General features: G+C 63.8%; 19 protein-coding genes. 15 read left to right on the plus strand and 4 right to left on the minus strand.

The annotated features are described in order from the left end of the window. Nucleotides 1–211 precede the first annotated feature (211 nt). Entirely contained in the window at nt 212–5,323 is a 5,112-nt protein-coding gene (locus VGN93_RS30770; RefSeq protein ID WP_242224977.1) for a DEAD/DEAH box helicase family protein, read from the plus strand. 302 nt (nt 5,324–5,625) lie between these two features. Here VGN93_RS30770 and VGN93_RS30775 read toward each other — a convergent pair whose 3' ends face one another. Further along, a complete protein-coding gene (locus VGN93_RS30775) occupies nt 5,626–6,060 on the minus strand; it encodes a helix-turn-helix domain-containing protein (RefSeq protein ID WP_064334744.1) in 435 nt (144 codons plus the stop codon). A 448-nt stretch (nt 6,061–6,508) separates the two neighbouring features. On the opposite strand from VGN93_RS30775, the gene VGN93_RS30780 reads away from it, so the two are divergent. The 6 genes from VGN93_RS30780 to VGN93_RS30805 all read left to right on the plus strand — a co-directional run bounded on the left by VGN93_RS30780 (nt 6,509) and on the right by VGN93_RS30805 (nt 11,829). Continuing rightward, nucleotides 6,509–8,275: a ParB N-terminal domain-containing protein gene (locus tag VGN93_RS30780; RefSeq protein WP_064334745.1), complete on the plus strand. Its 1,767-nt coding sequence runs from the start codon at nt 6,509–6,511 to the stop codon at nt 8,273–8,275. 95 nt (nt 8,276–8,370) lie between these two features. Beyond that, a complete protein-coding gene (locus tag VGN93_RS30785; RefSeq protein WP_064334746.1) occupies nt 8,371–8,820 on the plus strand; it encodes a hypothetical protein in 450 nt (149 codons plus the stop codon). Then, the gene (locus VGN93_RS30790) at nt 8,817–9,707 is read left to right on the plus strand and encodes a DUF7007 domain-containing protein (protein WP_064334747.1); all 891 of its coding nucleotides are present in this window, start codon (nt 8,817–8,819) and stop codon (nt 9,705–9,707) included. Before VGN93_RS30785 ends, VGN93_RS30790 begins: the two co-directional genes overlap by 4 nt. Continuing rightward, nucleotides 9,704–10,027: a hypothetical protein gene (locus tag VGN93_RS30795; RefSeq protein ID WP_064334748.1), complete on the plus strand. Its 324-nt coding sequence runs from the start codon at nt 9,704–9,706 to the stop codon at nt 10,025–10,027. Before VGN93_RS30790 ends, VGN93_RS30795 begins: the two co-directional genes overlap by 4 nt. A 299-nt stretch (nt 10,028–10,326) precedes the next feature. Further along, the gene (locus VGN93_RS30800) at nt 10,327–10,671 is read left to right on the plus strand and encodes a hypothetical protein (protein ID WP_064334749.1); all 345 of its coding nucleotides are present in this window, start codon (nt 10,327–10,329) and stop codon (nt 10,669–10,671) included. A gap of 573 nt (nt 10,672–11,244) precedes the next feature. Then, a complete protein-coding gene (locus VGN93_RS30805) occupies nt 11,245–11,829 on the plus strand; it encodes a hypothetical protein (protein WP_064334750.1) in 585 nt (194 codons plus the stop codon). A gap of 124 nt (nt 11,830–11,953) precedes the next feature. On the opposite strand, the gene VGN93_RS30810 is transcribed toward VGN93_RS30805, so the two are convergent. Next, on the minus strand, nt 11,954–12,427 hold the full coding sequence (locus tag VGN93_RS30810; RefSeq protein WP_064334751.1) for a type II toxin-antitoxin system VapC family toxin: 474 nt from the start codon (nt 12,425–12,427) through the stop codon (nt 11,954–11,956). Then, nucleotides 12,424–12,726 (minus strand): type II toxin-antitoxin system Phd/YefM family antitoxin, encoded by a 303-nt coding sequence (locus VGN93_RS30815; RefSeq protein ID WP_064334752.1) that lies wholly within the window; start codon nt 12,724–12,726, stop codon nt 12,424–12,426. Before VGN93_RS30815 ends, VGN93_RS30810 begins: the two co-directional genes overlap by 4 nt. A 266-nt stretch (nt 12,727–12,992) precedes the next feature. Between VGN93_RS30815 and VGN93_RS30820 the strand changes: the two genes are divergently transcribed. The 3 genes from VGN93_RS30820 (at nt 12,993) to VGN93_RS30830 (ending at nt 14,928) form a co-directional block, all read left to right on the plus strand. Further along, nucleotides 12,993–13,379, plus strand: a complete 387-nt coding sequence (locus VGN93_RS30820) for a DUF6878 family protein (protein ID WP_064334753.1) — start codon at nt 12,993–12,995, stop codon at nt 13,377–13,379. A gap of 11 nt (nt 13,380–13,390) precedes the next feature. Continuing rightward, entirely contained in the window at nt 13,391–13,750 is a 360-nt protein-coding gene (locus VGN93_RS30825) for a DUF6915 family protein (RefSeq protein WP_064334754.1), read from the plus strand. 251 nt (nt 13,751–14,001) lie between these two features. Next, nucleotides 14,002–14,928 (plus strand): ArdC family protein, encoded by a 927-nt coding sequence (locus VGN93_RS30830; protein ID WP_064334755.1) that lies wholly within the window; start codon nt 14,002–14,004, stop codon nt 14,926–14,928. Between the two features lie 8 nt (nt 14,929–14,936). Here the strand turns inward: VGN93_RS30830 and VGN93_RS30835 are convergent, their stop codons facing one another. Further along, nucleotides 14,937–16,121, minus strand: coding sequence for an IS110 family transposase (locus VGN93_RS30835; protein ID WP_159599700.1), 1,185 nt, complete (start codon nt 16,119–16,121; stop codon nt 14,937–14,939). A gap of 251 nt (nt 16,122–16,372) precedes the next feature. Between VGN93_RS30835 and VGN93_RS30840 the strand changes: the two genes are divergently transcribed. The 5 genes from VGN93_RS30840 (at nt 16,373) to VGN93_RS30860 (ending at nt 20,201) form a co-directional block, all read left to right on the plus strand. Then, complete coding sequence (locus VGN93_RS30840; RefSeq protein ID WP_064334830.1) at nt 16,373–16,921, plus strand: hypothetical protein; 549 nt, start codon at nt 16,373–16,375, stop codon at nt 16,919–16,921. After that, a complete protein-coding gene (locus tag VGN93_RS30845; RefSeq protein ID WP_064334756.1) occupies nt 16,921–17,865 on the plus strand; it encodes a hypothetical protein in 945 nt (314 codons plus the stop codon). The genes VGN93_RS30840 and VGN93_RS30845 overlap by 1 nt, the downstream gene beginning before the upstream one ends. Nucleotides 17,866–18,351: 486 nt before the next feature. After that, nucleotides 18,352–18,744 (plus strand): hypothetical protein, encoded by a 393-nt coding sequence (locus VGN93_RS30850; RefSeq protein ID WP_064334757.1) that lies wholly within the window; start codon nt 18,352–18,354, stop codon nt 18,742–18,744. 890 nt (nt 18,745–19,634) lie between these two features. Then, a complete protein-coding gene (locus tag VGN93_RS30855) occupies nt 19,635–19,946 on the plus strand; it encodes a DUF736 domain-containing protein (protein WP_064334758.1) in 312 nt (103 codons plus the stop codon). A 57-nt stretch (nt 19,947–20,003) separates the two neighbouring features. Next, nucleotides 20,004–20,201, plus strand: a complete 198-nt coding sequence (locus VGN93_RS30860) for a hypothetical protein (protein WP_064334759.1) — start codon at nt 20,004–20,006, stop codon at nt 20,199–20,201. Nucleotides 20,202–20,470: the final 269 nt, after the last annotated feature.

Below are 20,470 nucleotides of genomic sequence, written 5' to 3' on the forward strand. Positions count from 1 at the left end.
GGCCCGTCAAGGGCAGGCGTTGCCGCTGAAGCGGCCCTTGACCGGCTGCCCGCGATGCGGGCTCCGGATCGTGCAAGACAAGGTCTGAAGAAGGAAGGACATCGCTCCGCTTCCGACCGCATCACCCCCCTCGTCCCATCACAAGCGCCCCTCACCTGCCGGAACCCCTTCCCGCGGACGATGGCGCACGCCTGCTCACAAGGAGATCTCGATGAGCAACGATCCTTTCACGCTCGACATGTTCGGCAACACCGCGCTGACGTCCGGCCTGGGCCTCGGCCTCGGCATGACCGGGTTCAGCGGCCACGATCCCTTCGCCGCCAATGACGACGATCCGGACCCGACGCCGCCCGCCCCTGCCCCGGCTCTACCGATCGCCGCGGCGCGTAAGCCGGCACCGCGCAAACAGGGCGCGCGCAGCAATTTCTTCCTCGACGACGAGGGCCGCGGTCTCGCCGCCGGCTGGAAGGAACGGGCGAAGGCGAACGTCGGCGCCATCCTCATCGCCGGCGAAATTGAAAAACAGGACCGGCCGGCGACACGGGAGGAACAGCAGAAACTCATTCGCTTCACCGGCTTCGGCGCGTCGGAGCTTGCCAACGGCATGTTCCGCCGTCCGGGCGAGGTGGAGTTCCGCGAGGGTTGGGACGATCTCGGCAGCCTTCTGGAGACGGCCGTCAACGAGGCGGACTATGCCTCGCTCGCCCGCTGCACCCAATATGCGCATTTCACACCCGAATTCATCGTGCGGGCGATGTGGGCCGGGCTGCAGCGTCTCGGCTGGCGCGGCGGCCGCGTGCTGGAGCCGGGCATCGGCACGGGGCTGTTCCCCGCGCTGATGCCACCGACCTATCGCGCCACCAGCCATGTCACGGGCATCGAACTCGATCCGGTCACGGCCCGCATCGTGCGGCTGCTGCAGCCGAAGGCGCGCATCGTCAACGGCGACTTCGCCCGCACCGATCTCGGCGTCGTCTACGATCTCGCGATTGGCAATCCGCCCTTCTCCGACAGGACGGTTCGCTCCGACCATCATTATCGACCGCTTGCGCTTCGTCTGCACGACTACTTCATCGCCCGCTCTATCGACCTTTTGAAACCCGGTGGGCTGGCGGCTTTCGTGACGAGCAGCGGTACCATGGACAAAGCGGACGCCACGGCGCGGGTGCATATCGCCAAATCGGCCAACCTGATCGCGGCTATCCGCCTGACTGAAGGCAGCTTCCGCCGCGACGCCGGCACGGACACCGTCGTCGATATCCTCTTCTTCCGCAAGCGCAAAGCCGGCGAGCCGGAGGGCGATACGTCGTGGCTCGATATCGAGGAAGTCTGCCCCGCCACGGAGGACGAAGGCGCCATCCGCGTCAATCGCTGGTTCGCAGACAATCCCGGCATGGTTCTCGGTACCCATGCGCTGACCTCCGGTCCGTTCGGCGAGACCTACACCTGCCGGGCGCGGGCGGGCGAGGATCCCGCCGAGGTGCTGGACGCTGCCATCTGCCGTCTGCCGGAAGACATCTATGACGGCGAGCCGACCGAAATCGATCTCGATCTTGAGGAGGAGCTGACGGAAATTGTCGACCTGCGGCCCGGCAATGCCAATGTTCGCGAAGGCAGCTACTTCGTCGACAACAGGCAGGGCCTGATGCAGATCGTCGACGGCCAGCCCGTCGTGATTAAGGTCAGGAAGGGCCGTGTCGGTGACGGTCTGACGGAAAAGCACGTCCGTATCGTACAGAAGCTGATAGCTGTCCGCGACGCCGTGCGCGAGGTGCTGAAGGCGCAGGAGACCGGCCGGCCGTGGCGCGACCTGCAGGTGCGGCTGCGCATCGCCTGGTCGAGCTTCGTCAGGGATTTCGGGCCGATCAACCACACGACCGTCAGCATTACCGAGGATGTGGACTCCGGCGAGACCCGCGAGACGCATCGCCAGCCGAACCTCCAGCCATTTCGTGACGATCCCGACTGCTGGCTGGTAGCCTCCATCGAGGACTACGACCTCGACACCGACACGGCCAAACCCGGTCCGATCTTCTCGCAGCGGGTGATCGCGCCCCCTGCCCCGCCGGTGGTGACGAATGCCGGCGACGCGCTTGCCGTCGTGCTCAACGAGCGCGGCCGCGTCGACCTCGACCACATCGCCGAGCTACTCCATTGCGACCGTGACAAGGTGGTCGACCAGCTCGGTGACACCGTGTTCCAGAACCCGGCGGACGGCGCGTGGCAGACCGCTGACGCCTATCTCTCCGGCCCGGTCCGCACCAAGCTTGCGGCCGCTGAAGTCGCTGCGGCGCTCGATCCGACCTTTGAGCGCAATGTCCGCGCGCTGGTGGCTGTCCAGCCTTCGCCTCTGCGTCCCTCGGATATTACCGCGCGTCTTGGCGCGCCATGGATCCCGGCCGCCGATGTCGTCGCCTTCGTCAAGCAGACGATGGACGTCGAGATCAAGATCCACCATATGCCGGAACTCGGTTCCTGGACCGTCGAAGCGCGCCAGCTCGGCTATCGCGCCGCCGGCACGTCGGAATGGGGCACCAGCCGCCGACACGCCGGCGAACTGCTCGCCGATGCGCTCAACAGCCGCGTGCCGCAGATCTTCGACACCTTCAAGGACGCCGGCGGCGAACGGCGGGTACTGAACGTCGTCGATACCGAAGCCGCGCGCGAGAAGCTGCAGAAGATCAAGACGGAATTCGAGCGCTGGGTCTGGACGGACCCCGAGCGGACCGACCGACTGGCCGGCGTCTATAACGAGCGCTTCAACAACCTTGCGCCGCGCAAGTTCGACGGCTCGCATCTCCAGCTGCCCGGCGCCTCCGCTGCGTTCACGCTCTATGCTCACCAGAAGCGCGGCATCTGGCGGATCATTGCAGATGGCGCGACCTATCTCGCCCATGCCGTCGGCGCCGGCAAGACGATGACCATGGCGGCCGCCATCATGGAACAGCGCCGTCTCGGCCTGATCGCCAAGGCGATGCTGGTCGTACCCGGCCATTGCCTCGCACAGGCGGCGCGCGAATTCCTGGCGCTCTATCCATCCGCCCGCATTCTCGTCGCCGACGAGAGCAACTTCACCAAGGACAAGCGCGCGCGTTTCCTCAGCCGGGCGGCGACGGCCACCTGGGACGCGATCATCATCACCCACTCCGCCTTCAGGTTCATCGCCGTCCCCTCCGCCTTCGAGCAGAGCATGATCCAGGACGAGTTGCAGCTCTACGAGGAACTGCTGACCCGGGTCGAGGCCGACGACCGCGTGTCGCGCAAGCGGCTAGAGAGATTGAAGGAAGGGCTGGAGGAGCGGCTGACAGCGCTATCCACCCGCAAGGACGATCTGCTGACCATCTCGGAAATCGGCGTCGACCAGATTGTCGTCGACGAGGCGCAGGAATTCCGCAAGCTCAGCTTTGCAACCAATATGTCGACGCTGAAGGGCATCGACCCGAACGGCTCGCAGCGCGCCTGGGATCTCTACGTAAAGTCGCGCTATATCGAAACGAAGAACCCCGGCCGCGCGCTCGTTCTCGCCTCCGGCACGCCGATCACCAACACGCTCGGCGAGATGTTCTCCGTCCAGCGCCTGCTCGGCTACGACGCTCTCCATGAACGCGGCCTGCATGAGTTCGACGCCTGGGCGAGCACCTTCGGTGAGACGACCACCGAATTGGAGATCCAGCCTTCGGGCAAATACAAGCCGGTCTCGCGCTTTGCCAGCTTCGTCAACGTCCCGGAACTGATCTCGATGTTCCGCTCCTTTGCGGACGTCGTGATGCCCGCCGATCTCCGGGAATATGTCCGTGTTCCGGCCATTTCCACCGGCGGACGGCAGATCGTCACCGCGACACCCACCGCGGCGTTCAAGATGTACCAGCAGATCCTCGACAGCCGCATCAAGGCGATCGAGATGCGCGAGGGACCGGCGCAGCCGGGCGACGATATCCTGCTCTCGGTCATCACCGATGGCCGCCATGCGGCGATCGACCTGCGCCTCGTCATGCCGGCCAACGACAACGAGCCGGACAACAAGCTCAATCTGCTTGTCAGGAATGCCTTCCGGATCTGGCAGGAAACAGCGGATCAGGTCTTCCTGCGTCCTGATGGGAAGCCTTACGACCTGCCCGGCGCCGCGCAGATGGTCTTTTCCGACCTTGGTACGATCAACGTGGAAAAGACGCGGGGCTTTTCGGCCTACCGCTGGATTCGCGACGAACTGGTCCGGCTCGGCGTGCCCGCCAGCGAAATCGCCTATATACAAGACTATAAAAAGTCCGAGGCGAAGCAACGGCTGTTCGGCGACGTCCGTGCCGGGCGCGTCCGCTTCCTGATCGGCTCCTCCGAGATGATGGGCACCGGGGTCAACGCCCAGCTCAGGCTCAAGGCGCTTCATCACCTCGACGTGCCGTGGCTGCCGTCGCAGATCGAGCAGCGCGAGGGCCGCATCGTCCGCCAAGGCAACCAGCACGATATCGTCGACATCTTCGCCTATGCGACGCAAGGCAGTCTCGACGCCAGCATGTGGCAGAACAACGAGCGCAAGGCCCGGTTTATCGCCGCCGCACTCTCCGGCGATACGTCGATCCGCCGGCTGGAAGATCTCGGTGAGGGTGCCGCCAACCAGTTTGCGATGGCCAAGGCGATCGCGTCAGGCGACGAACGGCTGATGAAAAAGGCCGGTCTGGAGGCCGATATCGCCCGCCTCGAGCGCCTGCGCGCCGCCCATGACGACGACCTGTTCTCGGTCCGCCGGCGGCTGCGGGAAGCCGAACGCGATATCGAGATTGCTACGCGCCGCATCGACGAGATCGGCAAGGACATCGCGCGGTTGGTGCCGACATCAGGCGAGGCATTCACGATGACCGTTCTCGGGGAGCGGCACGTTGAGCGCAAGGACGCCGGGCGCGCGGTGATGAAGGAGGTCCTAACGCTCGTCCAGCTTCAGCACGAGGGCGACGCACAGCTCGGGTCGATCGGCGGCTTCGACGTCATCTACGAGGGAGAGCGCTTCGGCAAGGACGCGTATCACTACCGCACCGTCCTGCAACGCACCGGCGCCGACTACGAGGTCGATCTGCCGGTCACCGTCACGCCGCTCGGAGCAATCTCCCGTCTCGAACATGCGCTCGACGATTTCGCGGGCGAGCGTTACCGCCAGCGCCAGCATTTGGAAGACGCCAACCGCCGGCTCGCCTCGTATCGCGCGCACGAAACGGGCACCTTCGCCTTCGCCGACGAACTTGCCGCAAAGCGCCGGGAACTGGAGGAGGTCGAGGAAGCATTGGCCGCCGAAGCCCGCGCCACCGCCGAGCCGGTCGCGCAGGCGGCATAGCGCCGGCGACGATCACGACGGGAGCAACGCAGCCGCCGCATAGCTGCGTTGCACAATAAATGTTTTCCAGATGGTCAAGAAACGGGCATTATGCTTGCAGTTGATGCACATGGCGGTCTTTCTCCTCCCAGTGCCGCCGCGTCAGCTGTTCCCCTCTGGAGGTTTTGACCTTCACACTTCAATGGGCCGCGGTTTCGCAGGCCCATTTTTTTTGCCGATAGCTATCGCCGCTTATCGGTCCAGCTTTTCGCGAATGCGTCGGTAGAGGTTGGCTCCTACGCAGTCATCGATCACTACGGCAATTACGGATCGAGAGCGTCGCTAGCGTCTGCGGCGTCCTGATCGTTCGCGAGGGTCTTGACCAAGGCGACGAACCGTCGTCGGACTTTTCCGTTCGATATCGATAGGAAGGCGCGGTTGAGCTGGAGCCCCTCGCTCGACATCACGAAATCGGTCACGTTGCTCCCCTCAACATTCCCATCCTCCCGTGCGATCTGGTCTGTTCCCTCGAAGAAATAGGCGACCGGACAAGTTAAGAAGCGCGCGATATTCTGAAGTCGGCTCGAACCAACGCGATTTGTGCCTTTTTCATATTTCTGCACCTGTTGGAACGTGACGCCGAGATTCTCGGCAAGGATACTCTGGCTAAAGCCAAGCATCTGTCGGCGCTGGCGTATGCGCCGGCCAACCTCGATGTCGATCGCGTTCGGCGCCTTGATGTCTGCTGTCTTCTTCATCGAACCCTCTTGATAGCGGGATCGCAAGATGACTAGTCAAAGAACCAGAACCTATTGAGCGTCCGCTTCGAACTGCGCGGCGCCGGTGCTGAAGACGCGCAAGGTGCTCCCTGCTCCGCCACCATGGTCGTGTCAAGACAGGTCGTCTGACTTTCCCGGCGAACAAGCGATCTGCCAGGGCAGGACAGAAGAAAGGAAAGGGACAGAAAAGGGAAACCCGATCGCAGATCGGTCCTCCCAGCGGCGCTTCGCTCAACCGCCGCCTGCGCATCCCGGCAACTCGTCCTTCGCAGGGCCGTCGGCCCCGCTTGTCCATCGCTGCAGGGACGCTCGGCCGCAGTTGCACCGGTCCGGCCGCCCCGCGGTCCGGGAGGTGTCTTCGGAAAAAAGAAGACACGAGAAGGACCGGCAAGAGGGCCGCGTCCGTACCCCCGGAAAGGAACATCCCATGCAAATCATGAAGGTCGATCCGCGCGATCTGTTGGACAACCCGAACACGGCCCGCCGCACCAAGTCGTCGCCCCAGGCCGACGCTCTGATGACCGCGACCATCAAGGCGGTCGGCATCATCCAGCCGCCGATCGTATTTACCGGGCCGGACGGTGGAAACGGTCTCATGATCGAAAACGGCCACCGCCGCAGGGACGGGGCGATTGCCGCCGGTCTTGCCGAAATCGAGGTTCTGGTCAAGGAAGCGGCCAACGACAACGGCGCCATGAGCAGCATGGTCGAGAACTATGCACGCGAAGACCTGAACGCGGTCGACCAGTGGCGTGGCATCGAGCGCCTGGTCGCGGAAGGCTGGAGCGAGGAAGCGATCGCCATGGCGCTGGCATTGCCTGTCCGCCAGGTCCGCAAGCTGCGGCTGCTCGCCAACGTCCTGCCCGCGATGCTCGAACAGATGACGCTCGGCGATATGCCGAACGAGCAGCAGCTGCGTTTCATTGCGGCGGCGAGCCTCGAAGAGCAGGGCGAGGTCTGGAAGGCCAACAAGCCGAGAAAGGGCGAGAGGGCACATTGGCCGTACATCGCCAGCGCGCTCAACAAGCGGCGCATGTTCGCGCGCGATGCCAGCTTCGGTGACGATCTCGCCGCGGCGTACGGCATCGAATGGGCCGAAGACCTGTTTGCGCCGGGCAACGAAGACAACCGCTACACCACCAATGTCGAGGCCTACCTTGGCGCCCAGCATGAATGGATGACGAGCAATCTGCCGAAGCGGGGCGCGATTGTAGAAGTCAACAGCTACGGCGAGCCGGAACTTCCGAAGAAGGCGGAGAAGGTCTACACCAAGCCGCAGAAATCCGACCATACCGCCATGTATCTCGACCGCACCGGCAAGGTGCAGACCGTGCATTACCGGATGCCCGACGAGAAGAAGAAGGCGAAAGCCAAGGCCGGCAAAGACGGCTCCGGCGCGGTCTCAGGCGCCGACGAGGTGATTGTTACCAAACCGCGCCCCGACGTGACGCAGGATGGGTACAAGATCATCGGCGATTTCCGCACAGATGCGCTCCGCGAGGCGCTCGGCCGTGCTCCGATCGAGGACGACACGCTGATGGCGCTGCTCATTCTCGCCTTCGCCGGCGCCAATGTGAACGTCCAGTCGCCTTCCTCCGACGGTCTTATCGGGACGAGCCGCTTCAACCGGCATGCCGCGATGCTGCTCGATGAAAACGGCAAGCTCGACTTCGACGTGGACACCCTGCGCGTCGCCGCCCGTTCCGCGCTGATCGACACCCTGTCTTGCCGTAGGGGCCACACCAGTAGCGGTGTCGTCGCGCGCATCGCCGGCGATGCCATCGGTGCTGACAGTTTCATCGCGAACATGGCGACGGAAGCGTTCGTGGAATGCTTGTCGCGCCCGGCGTTGGAATCATCCTGCGCCGCAGTGTCGATCCTTCCGGGCAAGCGTGTCCGCGAAACGCGCACCGCGCTTGTCGAGCATTACAAGGAGGGGGTGTTCGTCCATCCTGCAGCCCGCTTTGCACCGGAACTGGGCGAGCTTTCCTACCTCCTCAAGGCTCGCGATCTAGCCATGGGTGAAGGCGAGTCCCGAGATGAGGACGAATCCGAGGGCGACGGAGACGGCGATTCCACCGCTGAAGCCGCCCCCGCGGTGATCGATGCCGGCGCTGCCCATGCGGATGGTGACACCCCGGCGGAGGAGACCGTCATCGAGGAAGAAACCGCCTACTCGATCGCCGCCGAATAGGCCGCCGCGCTTCCCTTTCCCGCTCGACACCTTCGCTGCCGGCATCACCGGTGGCGGAGGTGTGTCCGGCAACCACGATCCTGCAGGAGAACGCTATGAATGCGGACCTGATCATCCCGCTCGCGCCCATCGGTTCCGTCGTCGAATGGTCCGATGGAAACCCCCGTCCCCCGGAACACCATGTGGCGACGCTCTATCACTGGAAGCGCAACAACGGCGCCGGCCTTCTCGTTCGCAAGTTCGGCGAGACGGGCCAGGACTGCCCCGGCGCTGCGCCGTTCTTTATGCTCCGTTGCGAAAACGACCTTCGTACGTTTTCCACCGGCCTTGCCTATCGTTTCCGAATTGCCTCGCGCCCGAAGATCGGATCGGTGCGGATCTTCGAGCGGAACGATCCCGCCGCACTGATCCTTCATCTCGCCGATGACCGGGCTGCTGCCTGCTCCTGGCTCGCTGACAACACTGCGTTTTCCGATGCCTTCACGGTCGAAGTCACCGCCGACGAGCTGGCGGCCGACCATGTAGAGGGGAGAACAGCAGCATGAACGCGTCCGATCTTCCCGACGATGCTACCTCGACCCTTGAGGATACACGGGTCGAGTTCGGCTCCAGCAGCGAAGGCTTTCCGGTCGCCCGGTTGGGCGATCTCTTGCTCGCTATGCTGCCACGCGCCGCCGGTGGCGGTTTCCTCGCCAGCGCTTGGCGCCTGGCGCAGCCGCTGTCGACGTTGCGGCGCGAGCACTTCTATGGACATGATGGCGAACTTGCCGATGAGGTCGCTTTCCGGTCGCGTGTTTTTGAAACCGTGCAGCACCAGCGCGAACTGTCGAGACTTCAGCGTCTCCAGACCCGGATGGTCTGCAGCACGCCATGGGGGCCATCCCAGCTTGCAACGATCTATGCCGAGGGCATTGTCGCCCACATGACCGCCGGCCATGGCGGCTTTCGCCTCTCCGCCGAGCGAAACAAGCGGATCGTCCGGTCCCTTCGGATCAGTTCGGGCTGGTACGAAGAGGATGAAGCCTGGGCGATTGTCACCTTCAACTTCCCCGACCTGTTCACCACCTACGAGCGCAAGCTCGCGGAGCGCATGATCAAGGACAAATGGCCGGACGAATGGGAGGCGATCTTCGGACGTCCGCTTCAGCCGGGAGAATCGAGCGGCAAGGACCGCCACGCCTTCGAGCGCCGTCATGCCGGCGACTGGATCGTCGCGTCGGCGATCACCTCCGGCCATCATCCGGGCATGATCGAAGTGGTCGCCGTCCTCGGCGGTCGACGTGGCGCCAATGTCGTGGAGCGGCGGTTTCTGGCGCCGAAGGCAGAATACCAAGGACGCGGGCCCTTCGGCTTCGTTATCGATGAAGGGTGTCATGCCACCGATAATGGCCCGTCGTCCTTCGTCGGATGGGAGCGGAGGAAAGCGTCATGAACTCGCTTTCCGATTGCCGCTCGCTGCTGTCCCGCATGGAAGAGGCACGCCGGCAGACCCAGCACCAGCTCGACCTGATCGACCGGCAGATTATTCGCAGGATGACAGCGGTCATTCCGCACCTGCATCCGCGCCGGCGCTCCTATCGGCGAGGCCAGCCGCTGGAGGCGGGCGCCTTCCTTGCCCGCTATCGCGCCAACCTCACCGCGATCACGGCCGAGCGGCAGCAGGAGATCGATGCGCTATCGCGCAAGCTCGCCCGGCAGGACCGGGCAATCGAGGCTCTGCGCGAGCGACCTGCCGGGCGGAGACCGTCATGATCTTCTCCTGCGACCGCTGCGGCGAAACCTGGCCGGACCATCCCGTCACCCGCGTCCCCTGCCCTACCTGCAGGGTGGGCGTCGGGAGATGGTGCCTCCGGCCGTCCGGGCATCGCGCCACCGAGCTGCATATCGATCGTGAGCATGCCGCACTCGCCGCCGGTGTTCTTCGCAAATGTCCTGGTCCGGTTGGCGCTCCAGCGCCGCCGAAGGGCGGGCAGTTCATCCTCGACTTATAGCGCCGCCCCCAGTGCCGGCGTCCATCCCCATCATCATTGCGAGTTTCCACGGAGGAGACCATGAAGACCTGTACGATAGAAACGATGTACCGCGGGCCGAACTATCGCCAGGGGACGCACTCTGCGGACACCGTAGAGGACGCCTGCCGTCTGGCCATCGCCGACGAGGACTGGACCGGCGCGCTTCCCGATTCCGACAATGCCGGCGAAACCTACGTCATCAAGGCATGGGAACGCGCAGATGCTGCCTATTCCGGGCCGGCGGGCGACGCTCCCGAGGTGTTCAGCGAAATGGCCTATCACAAGGCCGAGCTGTTCGAGGAACTCGTCGCGCTGCTGCAGGAGCCCGCGCAGCCATGGGCATCTCGGAGTAGGAACTCAGGACCTGAGTGCCCCGCGCCATGATGGTCCTGGCGAAGGCCGGTGCGATCGGTCGGGATGCTGCAAGCGCACCTTCAGGATACCTTCGGCCTTGTCGGGGACTCTCAGGACGAGGCAGTCGAGCGTGGCCACGCGCCGCCAATGCTAGTCGACAGGACGTCTGCCCCTCGCATTGCGATCAGGACTGATCGCCAGCGGCATCTGGTTCGGCCGGACCGGGTTAGACCATGAGTCGCTGATCGGCGCGGGAGGCGTCAGGGTGAGGACGTTCGCGACCATCGATTTCCTTTCGGTTCGGGCGATGAGCCAACCCCTTGCCGGAGCACCCTTCGGTTCTGCACGGTCGTAATCCGGCGGCCGGTCGTTTCAAGGCCGCTGCGCGCCGCGTTGCGGCCGGTTCACCCTCCCTTCGCAAGGCGAGCCCGCGTCCCGCGCAGGGGCTGTGCCCCCGCTTGACCGCAAGCCCGCCTTTCTCGCTCAGGCGCCCCGGACCTGTGAAAGCGACCGTCTGACCACCGGCTTTTCTCGACCGCACCGAAGGGCGCTCCGGCAAGGGGCCGGCGCAAGCCTTCGGAGAAAACCAGAAGGAAATCGAAAATGGCCAAGTCAGCAACCTCCCGCCCGTCCGCCCGCGTCGTCCAGCTCCGCAAGGGTGCAACCCTCGAAATGGTCCGGCTGACCTGCCCTGATGCCGCCCAGGCGATGCGGATCGCCGAAAGCTTCGGGACGGCCGTCGTCGACGGCGACGGCGTGCGCGACACGCACGAGCGTCTCATCCTCGAAACCGTCGACGCTCTGTCCGAAGGCCTCGGAGAGCGCGCGATGCAGATCCACCTGCAGCGCATCGTCGGAGCCTACGTCGGATCCGCCCATGGCGCCGGCCAGTTCTACTCGCGCGCCGTGACGGAAGCCCGCGACGCTACGGCCAAGGCCGCCAGCGACGCCCGCGACGACGACCGGGACGGCATTGTCGGTTACGACAGTTCCGCCCAGCGCAAGCGGGAATTCGCCGCCGACATGGGTGTCCAGGCATTCTCGCTCCGCATGGCCGCCGAAGGTGCGGTTGCAGCCTACGAATACGCCGTCGGGGAAAGCTGGAAGCCGTTCGATCGTCCGGTCGACAATCCCGGCCAGACGCTCGACCGCAAGGCGGCCGAAGCGCAGATGGACGCGCTGGGTTGAGCGATCAGGCGGGGCTTCGGCCCCGCCTTTTTCCTTCATGCACCCATTGACCGCCGCAGAGTTGGTCGCCGAGGCTTGGATGTACCGCAATAGTCGGTCGAAAACCCCGGTCAGCGGTTTCTCGCTATCGTGGTTTTCTGGACTTTTGACTCAGCGGAAACTCCGCCGGATCGTCGGCCCATGGATCGAAGACGACCGCGCCTGAATGGCGGGTGTCCTTCACATTCCGCGTGACGAGATAAAGGTCAGTCTCGATTGCGGTCGCCGCCAAGAGCGTATCGATCACGGGCGGCGGATGCCCGGTGGCTTTCTTGACCTCTCCCGATATGCGTCCCCAGAGCCGCACGGCCTCGTCGCGCAGGGAAAGCACGCGATCGCCAAACCGATCCGCGAGAGCATCCCTCGATGCGATATAGCGCGAGCGATCGGGATGGTCGTTCGGCAGGTTACATATGCCCTTGTCGTATTCGGCGAGTGTCAGGATGCTGAGATGGAACGTCTCCTCGTCCTGGCTTGCTGCCCATGCTTTGACCGAGGGAGCGCCCTGCGGGTTGATCAGCGCGGCCACCACATTGGTATCGAGTAGCCAGCCTCTCACAGCTCGACATCCCGACCGTGGTCGGCTTCGCGGTCGAGATCCAGTCCGCCGAGATGCAATGCCTCCATGAAGTTGACGAACGGTACACGAGGCGCAGCAGGTGACAGGCGCTCGAACTCCTCGACGCTCATGATGACGACAGCGTCATGTCCCCGAACGGTTATGCGTTGCGGACCGTCCTCACGAGCATGCCGGACGACCTCGCTGAAGCGTGCTTTCGCGTCCTCAAGTTTCCACCGCCCGCTCACTGTCGGGTTCACCGGCCGGTTCGTTCCAGAAAGCTGTGTCTGCTTGCCCATTCGCTTCACCTAGTCAGATGGTCAGATATATAGCAGCTTCGTCGTTCCGGCGCCAGATCAGGACATGAAAGGAAAAGGTAGAAAGGCGAGTGCCAGGCGACCCGTCCGGCTTTGGTCCTGCCGGAACCGGGATTCAGCGCAAGGCCCTTGCCCTCCTCCACTTCGTTCCGGCGCTTCGCGTGCGCCTTCCCCCTATGGTTCCGGCTTGCGGACCGCCGTGACGGGGTCGCGATGGACGCGGCTTCCGAGGAGAAAAGGAATCTCAAATGAACGGTGAAGACATTCATTCTCGAAACAAGAGTGCCGTTTTCGCAGCTCTGTTGGAACAGGGGCTGACCCATGTCGTCGTGACATTTGACGGATATGGGGACAGTGGCCAGATCACGGAGATGGAGGGGAGAATAGCTGACGAGCCAGTTGAGCTGCCTGATGCAACGGTCGTGCTCGTCGATGCCAACTGCAGGAAGTCCAGCGAGTCCTTGGAAAGCGCGATCGAAACGATGATCTATGATCTCCTCGGCGAGAGTCACGGCGGGTGGCAGGACGGGGAAGGTGCTTACGGGGAGTTCGTGTTCGATGTCGCGAAGCGAACCATTTTGCTTGATCTTAACGAGCGCTTTATCGAGAGCGCACAGTCTTCTCATGAGTTTTAAGGAGTATGGCAATGGCGCATCCATATCACCATTCCCTCTCCTCTGTGAAGAAATGGGGCGGTGTAGTTGACGACTACATGCCGATCCACTCCTGGTTCGATGCCAGTAAGGAGATCACCGCCGATTTTCGTCACCGTGCGCTGCGGCACCACGCAGAAGGCATATTCATGGCTGAGACGATCTTCGGCCCAACGATCAGGCTCTCGACTGGCCGGATCATTCCGACCCGATGGGTTGGCGAGCAGCATGTCGTCGAGGATCTCGGCCTCATCCCGTCGTTTGCGGACTGGGTGAAGGCCATTCGCCCGGAGCCTTGGATGGGACGAACGCGCCGGATCGAGAAAGATCTGGAGGCGGACCTACCCGCATAAATCCCGCCGAGTGAGCGGCTTGGATGCCCACCTCGTTGGTGGGCATTTCTATGTCGCGGCCAAAGCGCGGAGCGCTCGCCGTCGCGACCCGTCCGGCTTCGGTCCTGCCGGAACCGGGATTCAGCGCAAGGGCTTCGCCCTCCTCCACTTCGTTCCGGCGCTTCGCGTGCACCGTCCCCCTATGGTTCCGGCTTCCGGACCGCCGTGACGGGGTCGCGATAGGCGCGACCTCTGGAACGGAGGTAAGGAAAATGAGGAAAAAGACCGAAGCGCAACGCGTGGACATCTACACGCGCATCACCGACAGGATCGTCGAGGACCTCTCGAACGGTGTCCGCCCATGGGTCCAGCCGTGGCGCGCGTCCAACATGGAAGGCCGGATCACCCGACCTTTGCGGCACAACGGCCTTCCCTATAGCGGGATGAACGTCCTTCTCCTGTGGTCGGAGACCATTGCGCGCGGGTTCTCCTCGCCGATGTGGATGACGTTCAAGCAGGCGTTGGAGCTTGGCGCAGCCGTGCGTAAGGGCGAGTCCGGCGCGACCGTGGTCTTCGCCAGCCGCTTCAACAAGTCCGAGTCCGACGGACATGGCGGAGAGATCGAGCGCGAGATCCCCTTCCTGAAGGCTTATACCGTCTTCAACGTTGCGCAGATCGACGGGCTGCCGGACCGCTACTATCAATCCGCAGCGCCTGTTACTGATCCCGTCGAGCGGATCGAGCATGCCGATCGCTTCTTCCGGAACACCGGCGCGCATATACGCCATGGTGGCGACCGGGCGTTCTTCAGCCCTGCGACCGACCACATACAGATGCCATTCGTCGAGAGCTTCAGGGACGCGGCCTCCTACGTGGCAACGCTCAGCCATGAGGCCACGCACTGGACGGCGCCAGCGCATCGCGTCGGCCGCGATCTCAGCCGCTACAGCAAGGATCGCAGCGAGCGCGCCCGCGAAGAACTGATCGCCGAACTCGGCAGTTGCTTCCTCTGCGCCGATCTCGGCATCGCGCCGGAGCTGGAGCCGCGCTCGGATCATGCTTCATACCTTCAGTCGTGGTTGCAGGTGCTGTGCGACGACAAGCGGGCGATCTTCGCCGCCGCCGCGCACGCGCAGCGCGCCGTCGCCTATCTTCACGGACTGCAGCCGGCCACGGCTGAAGAGCGGGAGGCAGCCTAATGGTTTCGTCAAGCTGCATTTTTGAAGTTTTGGCTGAATGGCATTCTGGTCTGGAGGATTGCCCATACGACGTTTACGCGACGGCGTGCGAGGGCGATGACGGCTTGATTGTGACGCTTTCCCTCGGCACGTTTCCGATCGTAGAAGGCTCGGCTTTCCGGGTCTGCGAGAGCGTTGAAGGCGGATTGGAAGAAGACACGCTTGAGGGTCTTGTTGCCGCCTGTGGATCGTCGGACGGTTCTGGATTTTCCGGACTGGCGCAGGACCGGAGTGAGGCCGGCTGCGGCTGCAAGCGCATCGGCCGAACGGAAGCGGCGGGTGGAACCGACGCAGGCGATGAAGTCTGCCGTGAGCACGGCCCCCATCCCTGGCAGGCTAAGGATGAGGGCCGCGTCAGGGTGGCTTTCAAGAAGCGCTTGGAGATCGCCGTCGATACGGTCGCGCTGGGCGCGGGCTGCCAGCGCCTCGCCGGCAAGGTCCTGGACCAGCTTGGCCCGGGTTTGCGCGCCTGGCACGTTGATGGTTTGAGCTTTGGCCAGAGCAATGGCGTCCTGAGCCATGGACTGGGCATCCCGCATGCGGGGATAGACCTTCGTCAGCGCGCGGACGAGATGATGCGGCCTGGCGCCGCGCAGCTCGTGCGGAGCGGCGAAAAGGCTCAGGAAGACGAGGCCGGCCTTTGTCTTCACGTCGATGCGCCTTTCCAGCGCGGGAAAGAGCGAGGAGAGAAGATCACGCAGGCGCGCAAGGCGTCGGGTTTGATCGACAACGACTTCGCGGCGCCGACCGACGAGCAAGCGAATGTCGACATCGATCTCGGTCTCGATCTCGACCGGCCGCAGGTCGGTGCGGGTTCGCGCGAGATCGGCGATGGTTGCCGCATCGCGAGGATCGGACTTGTTCTCTCCGCCGCGCATACCCTGCCGCGCGCGGTTGACCGCCAGGCCAGGTGTATGAACGATCCGCATGCCAGCTTCGGCCAGCATCGCGCACAACAGCGTGGCACAGCCGCCCAGCAGGTCGAGGGCGACGGTTATACTTTCGGCGTTCAGCACGGACAGTTCGCCGATCAGCGCCGCGATTCCTTCCGGATCGTTCCTGACGGCATGGCTGAAGACAGGCCTTGCGTCCGCGCCGATCACGCAGGCCCAATGAATGTCCTTGGCGGCATCGACGCCAACGTAGAAGTGCATGGCTTCCTCCCTGAAGGGTCCTCCTTAAATTGGCAACCTTCCCACGCCGTCCTCGCCCTACACAGCGATCAATCGCAGAGCCTAATCAGCGGTCGGGTCAGGTGTGGAGACCGGGCGGATCTGCCTCCCGAGCCATCAAGGGCGGCCAGCATGATAGCCATACCCAGTCTCCTGCCTTCCAACATCCTCGGACATAAAAGCCGTCCGGCAAAGGAAGATGTTGAAACGCTTTTCATTGGTAGGGCAGCATGATGGCTCCTCATCCCGCAAACCGTCTCCTGATCCTTGCCTGCTCGGCAACGAAGCGCGACGGCCCGGCCTACATGCCGGCCATCGAACGCTATGACGGCCCCCTGTGGCAGACCCTGCGATCGGTCGACCCGCGTGGAGAGAAGGCGAAGGTCGCCTTCCTCTCCGCCCGCCTGGGGTTCCGGGCCGCAGCCACGCCGATCGAAATGTATGACGCGCGCATGACGCCGGCGATCGCGGCCGAGATGAAGGCTGGCGATCTCGGAACGAGATGGCCGAAGCAGAAGACCAGGCGCCGCGGCATGGCCTCAGGCGAGCATCCCGGAATGCACATCGCGACGCTGACGGGCTATGGACGCGTTCCCTTCTCGGATGTCGCCCTCGTCGGTGGCCATCTCTATCTCGATGTCATGCGCCACCTCGTCGACCTGTTCCGCGAACGCGGTCATATCGTCGGCGACGCGCGGATCACCGAGGTCAATGGTCCCATCGGTATCATGCGTCGCGATCTTCGCCGCTGGCTGGACCGTGAATTCGTGGAGGGACATTGATGCTCTTCTCTCCGCTTGGTCTCAATCCGGCGGAGGAAGGATCTTCCGCCATTCGCCTTCGCGCGCTCAGCCTCGGTGCGGGCGTGCAATCCACGACGCTGGCGTTGATGGCCGCTCACGGCGAGATCGGCCCGATGCCTGATTGTGCCATCTTCGCGGACACGGGCTGGGAGCCGCAGGCTGTTTATGACCATCTCGAATGGCTGATGTCGGGCAATGTGCTGCCGTTCCCGGTTCATATTGTGTCCGCCGGGAACATTCGTGACGACTTGATCGGCGCCGGCGACGGCAAACGCTGGGCGTCCATCCCGGCCTTCGCCAAGACGGTCACGCCCGCTGGTGTGGTCGTCCCCGTCTACGACGAAGACCATGACGGCGAGCTGATCGAAATCGGCACGCGCGCGACAGCCCGCGAGACCGTGTCGATCGGCATGATCCGCAGGCAATGCACGACGGACTATAAAATAGTCCCGATCCGGAGAAAGGTCCGGGCACTCGCCGGCCTCACCCGCAAGCGCTCGCCCGATCATGCTGTCGTGGAGCAATGGATCGGCATCAGCTGCGACGAGATCGTGCGGGCGAAGCCCAGCTTCGAGCCCTGGCAGGTCAAGCGCTTTCCGCTGATCGAAAAGCGCATGAGCCGGTACGAGTGCCTCTGCTGGCTGCGCCGCCACGGCTATCCCGATCCGCCAAAGAGCGCTTGCGTGGGTTGCCCGTTTCACGACAATGCACGCTGGCGCTTCATGCGTGACCACGATCTCGCGGCATGGGCCGACGCCATCGAGGTCGACCAGGCGCTACGCAATGGCATGAGCGGTATCCGCGGCGAGGTCTTTTTGCATCGTTCGTGCGTGCCGCTGGACGAGGCCGATCTATCGACGGCCTCTGATCGCGGTCAGCTCGACCTCTGGCCGAACGAGTGCGAGGGCATGTGCGGTGTCTGACGGCCCCCGGAAGATCGGGGCCGCCGCTCCTGGTACGCCCCCAGACGCGACGACCCCACTCTCTGACCACTCCCGGCCTTGCAACGAACCGGGAGCAGTCGAATTCTTAGCCACTGGCGATGACTGCGACTTTCATGAAAGTGCCAGAATATCGAAATCCTGCCATGAAATTCCAACGTCTCCGGCATCAGCCGGTGCTTGCGGTAGGGAGCCGTCCTCAACAGAGCACGGAGCGCCGCCGCGGGGGGCAGTCGATCCCGCCTCCTCTTCGAGGCGCTACGCTGAGGCTCCTGCGGCTGCCCTGCTTCCCGCGCCGGCGCGTCGAGAATTCCCGAAATGCCGGCCAGCGGCCGTCGCGATGCTCATTTCTCCGATGCTCTTCATCTCTTCAGATCCCGCCTTGCCCGCTTCGCGGCTCTGCGGCGCGATCGACGCCCGGCCGCTCCGGACCCACCCATTTCGTCCCTCCCTCTGAAAGGAAAGCCCATGACTAAGCTGCGTCCGCTCACCCGAGCCGAGCACAATGCCATCAGAGCCTATGCCATCGAGCATGGGCGGTACTGGAAAGCCAGTCTGCGCGATGACTGGATGAATGCGCGAACCACAGGCGTCATGCAGGCGCTGCGAAATTCCCATGGCCCGGGCTGGTTGGTGTCATTTTCACTGGTGCGGGATCAATCTTCGGCATCGCCGATCCGCGCTATTTCCGTCACCGCGGGCAATGGCGACCTCTTCGAGGCGACCATGATGGGAGCCGATGAACCCTGGATGATCGCCTATCCCGAAGGGCAGGATCGATTTTACGGAACGGAACGCGAGGTCCGCGCGCACATCAGGCAGCTCATCCTGTGCGGCGCGAAGGCAAAGGTCGCGCCGTAGGTCGATCCACGGAGCCACGCGGATCGTCGGGACCGGCAGGCTCTCGCCGCATCTTGGTTCTGGCCATCGCCTGCGGCGACCGCGCTCTATGCCTCCGGCACGCAGCCAGCCTTCGGCCGTCTCCGCCGATGCCGGTGACGATCGACTTGTCCGGGTCGGCGCTTCGCCGCCCCTAGTGTTGCCCCGGCTGCGCTGTCTTCTCCAGATGGGTGCGAATGATCGCGCTTGCTCATGGTGGATGGCGGGGCACCCGGAAGACCGGGAGCGCCCCGCCTTGGCAGGCGGGCTGGGCATCAGTCATCTGTTCGACGGCTCCAGCCCAGGTGAACCCGGCGGCAGGGCGCTGCCATGGCATTAGATGCGCGGAGTGCATGGAAGCGGTGCCCCTATGCCTGCGGAAGAGGAGGATTCCGTGCCGTCGAGGGCGTCGTCGTCCTACCGGCATTCGAGGAAAACCCTCCGGCAGGCAACGCGGAGGGAGCGATATCGGAGGCAGTGGGCTCAATCGTCTGCGGCGGGCACACCGAACCCATAGCTGCAGCCCATTGGAGCCGACGAGGTTGTCGTCGGCAGCGAAGTGGTGCTGACGATGACGGCCCGCCATTTCCGAGACCCTTCCGGTTTGGTCAACCCTGGCGCGGCCACCACGTCCTCGATGTGGCATGTCTGATCGGAGACCGGCTGCGCCTCGATCGTCTTCCCGCAACGGCCTCCCCCGACTTTCTTCCCCTGTCGGCTGCGCCGCCATTCCTCGCGAAACAAGAAAGCCGCCTCCGGCCGCCCTCCACTGCGTTCCGGCCCAAGGGGTGCGGTCCGATCGTCCCCGATCCTTTCGACAGCCATCGAGGTCGCGATGGACGCGACCCGAGCAACCCGAAAGGATCTCGAAAATGGCTATCATCGGCAACTTCTCCACCAACGGCAATACCATCACCGGTCAGGTCCGCACGCTCACCGTCCAGATGAAAGCCCGCCTGGTCCCGATCCAGCGCACCTCCCGCGACGCTCCCGACTTCCGCGTGATGGCGGGCATGGCCGAGGTCGGCGCAGGCTGGAACGCTACCTCCACCGACGGCGAACCCTACATCTCGGTCAAGCTCGACGACCCGAGCTTCGCCTTCCCGATCAATGCTGCCTTGTGGCCGAGCCAGGCCGACGGCGACTACGACCTGGTCTGGAACCGCCCGAAGCGCGACGCCTGACACCGGAACTGCCTCGCCGAAAGGCGAGGCTTTCTCTCCAAGAAACAAGGAGCGGTTATGACCACACGCATCGAAGAAAGACGCCAGCTGAACCCGAAGGATTTTGCCATATGGCCCGATGGCTCCTGGGCGCAGATCGAAGACATCTGGCGCGGCGACTACACCTGGAAATCGGACGACTACGAGGTCATCGGCTACGACGATGAGCGGCGTCTTCGCGAGGTCGGCATCGCCGATGATCCCGATTGGCGATAGTCGCCGGCTGAAACCGAACCCGCGAGCAGCGTCGAGCCCGCTCGCGGGTTGGTGGGTGCCATACGGAGAGGAAAAGTCTGCTCAGTCTGTCCGAGGGTGCCATGGCGGCAGGCAGGCCTCAAGGACGAGCGGTTAGAATGTATCCTCAGAACTGTCCTGATTGTCTCGTTACAGTAGCGATAGTCATGCAGCATGCCTCCATGTTTGCTGAGCTTGCACGGTGTCCACAGGAGGGGCCCGCGCATCGCGGAGTGACCACACGAGTCCGA

The sequence above is a fragment of the Shinella sp. genome, from assembly GCF_035998705.1.
Taxonomy (GTDB): domain Bacteria; phylum Pseudomonadota; class Alphaproteobacteria; order Rhizobiales; family Rhizobiaceae; genus Shinella.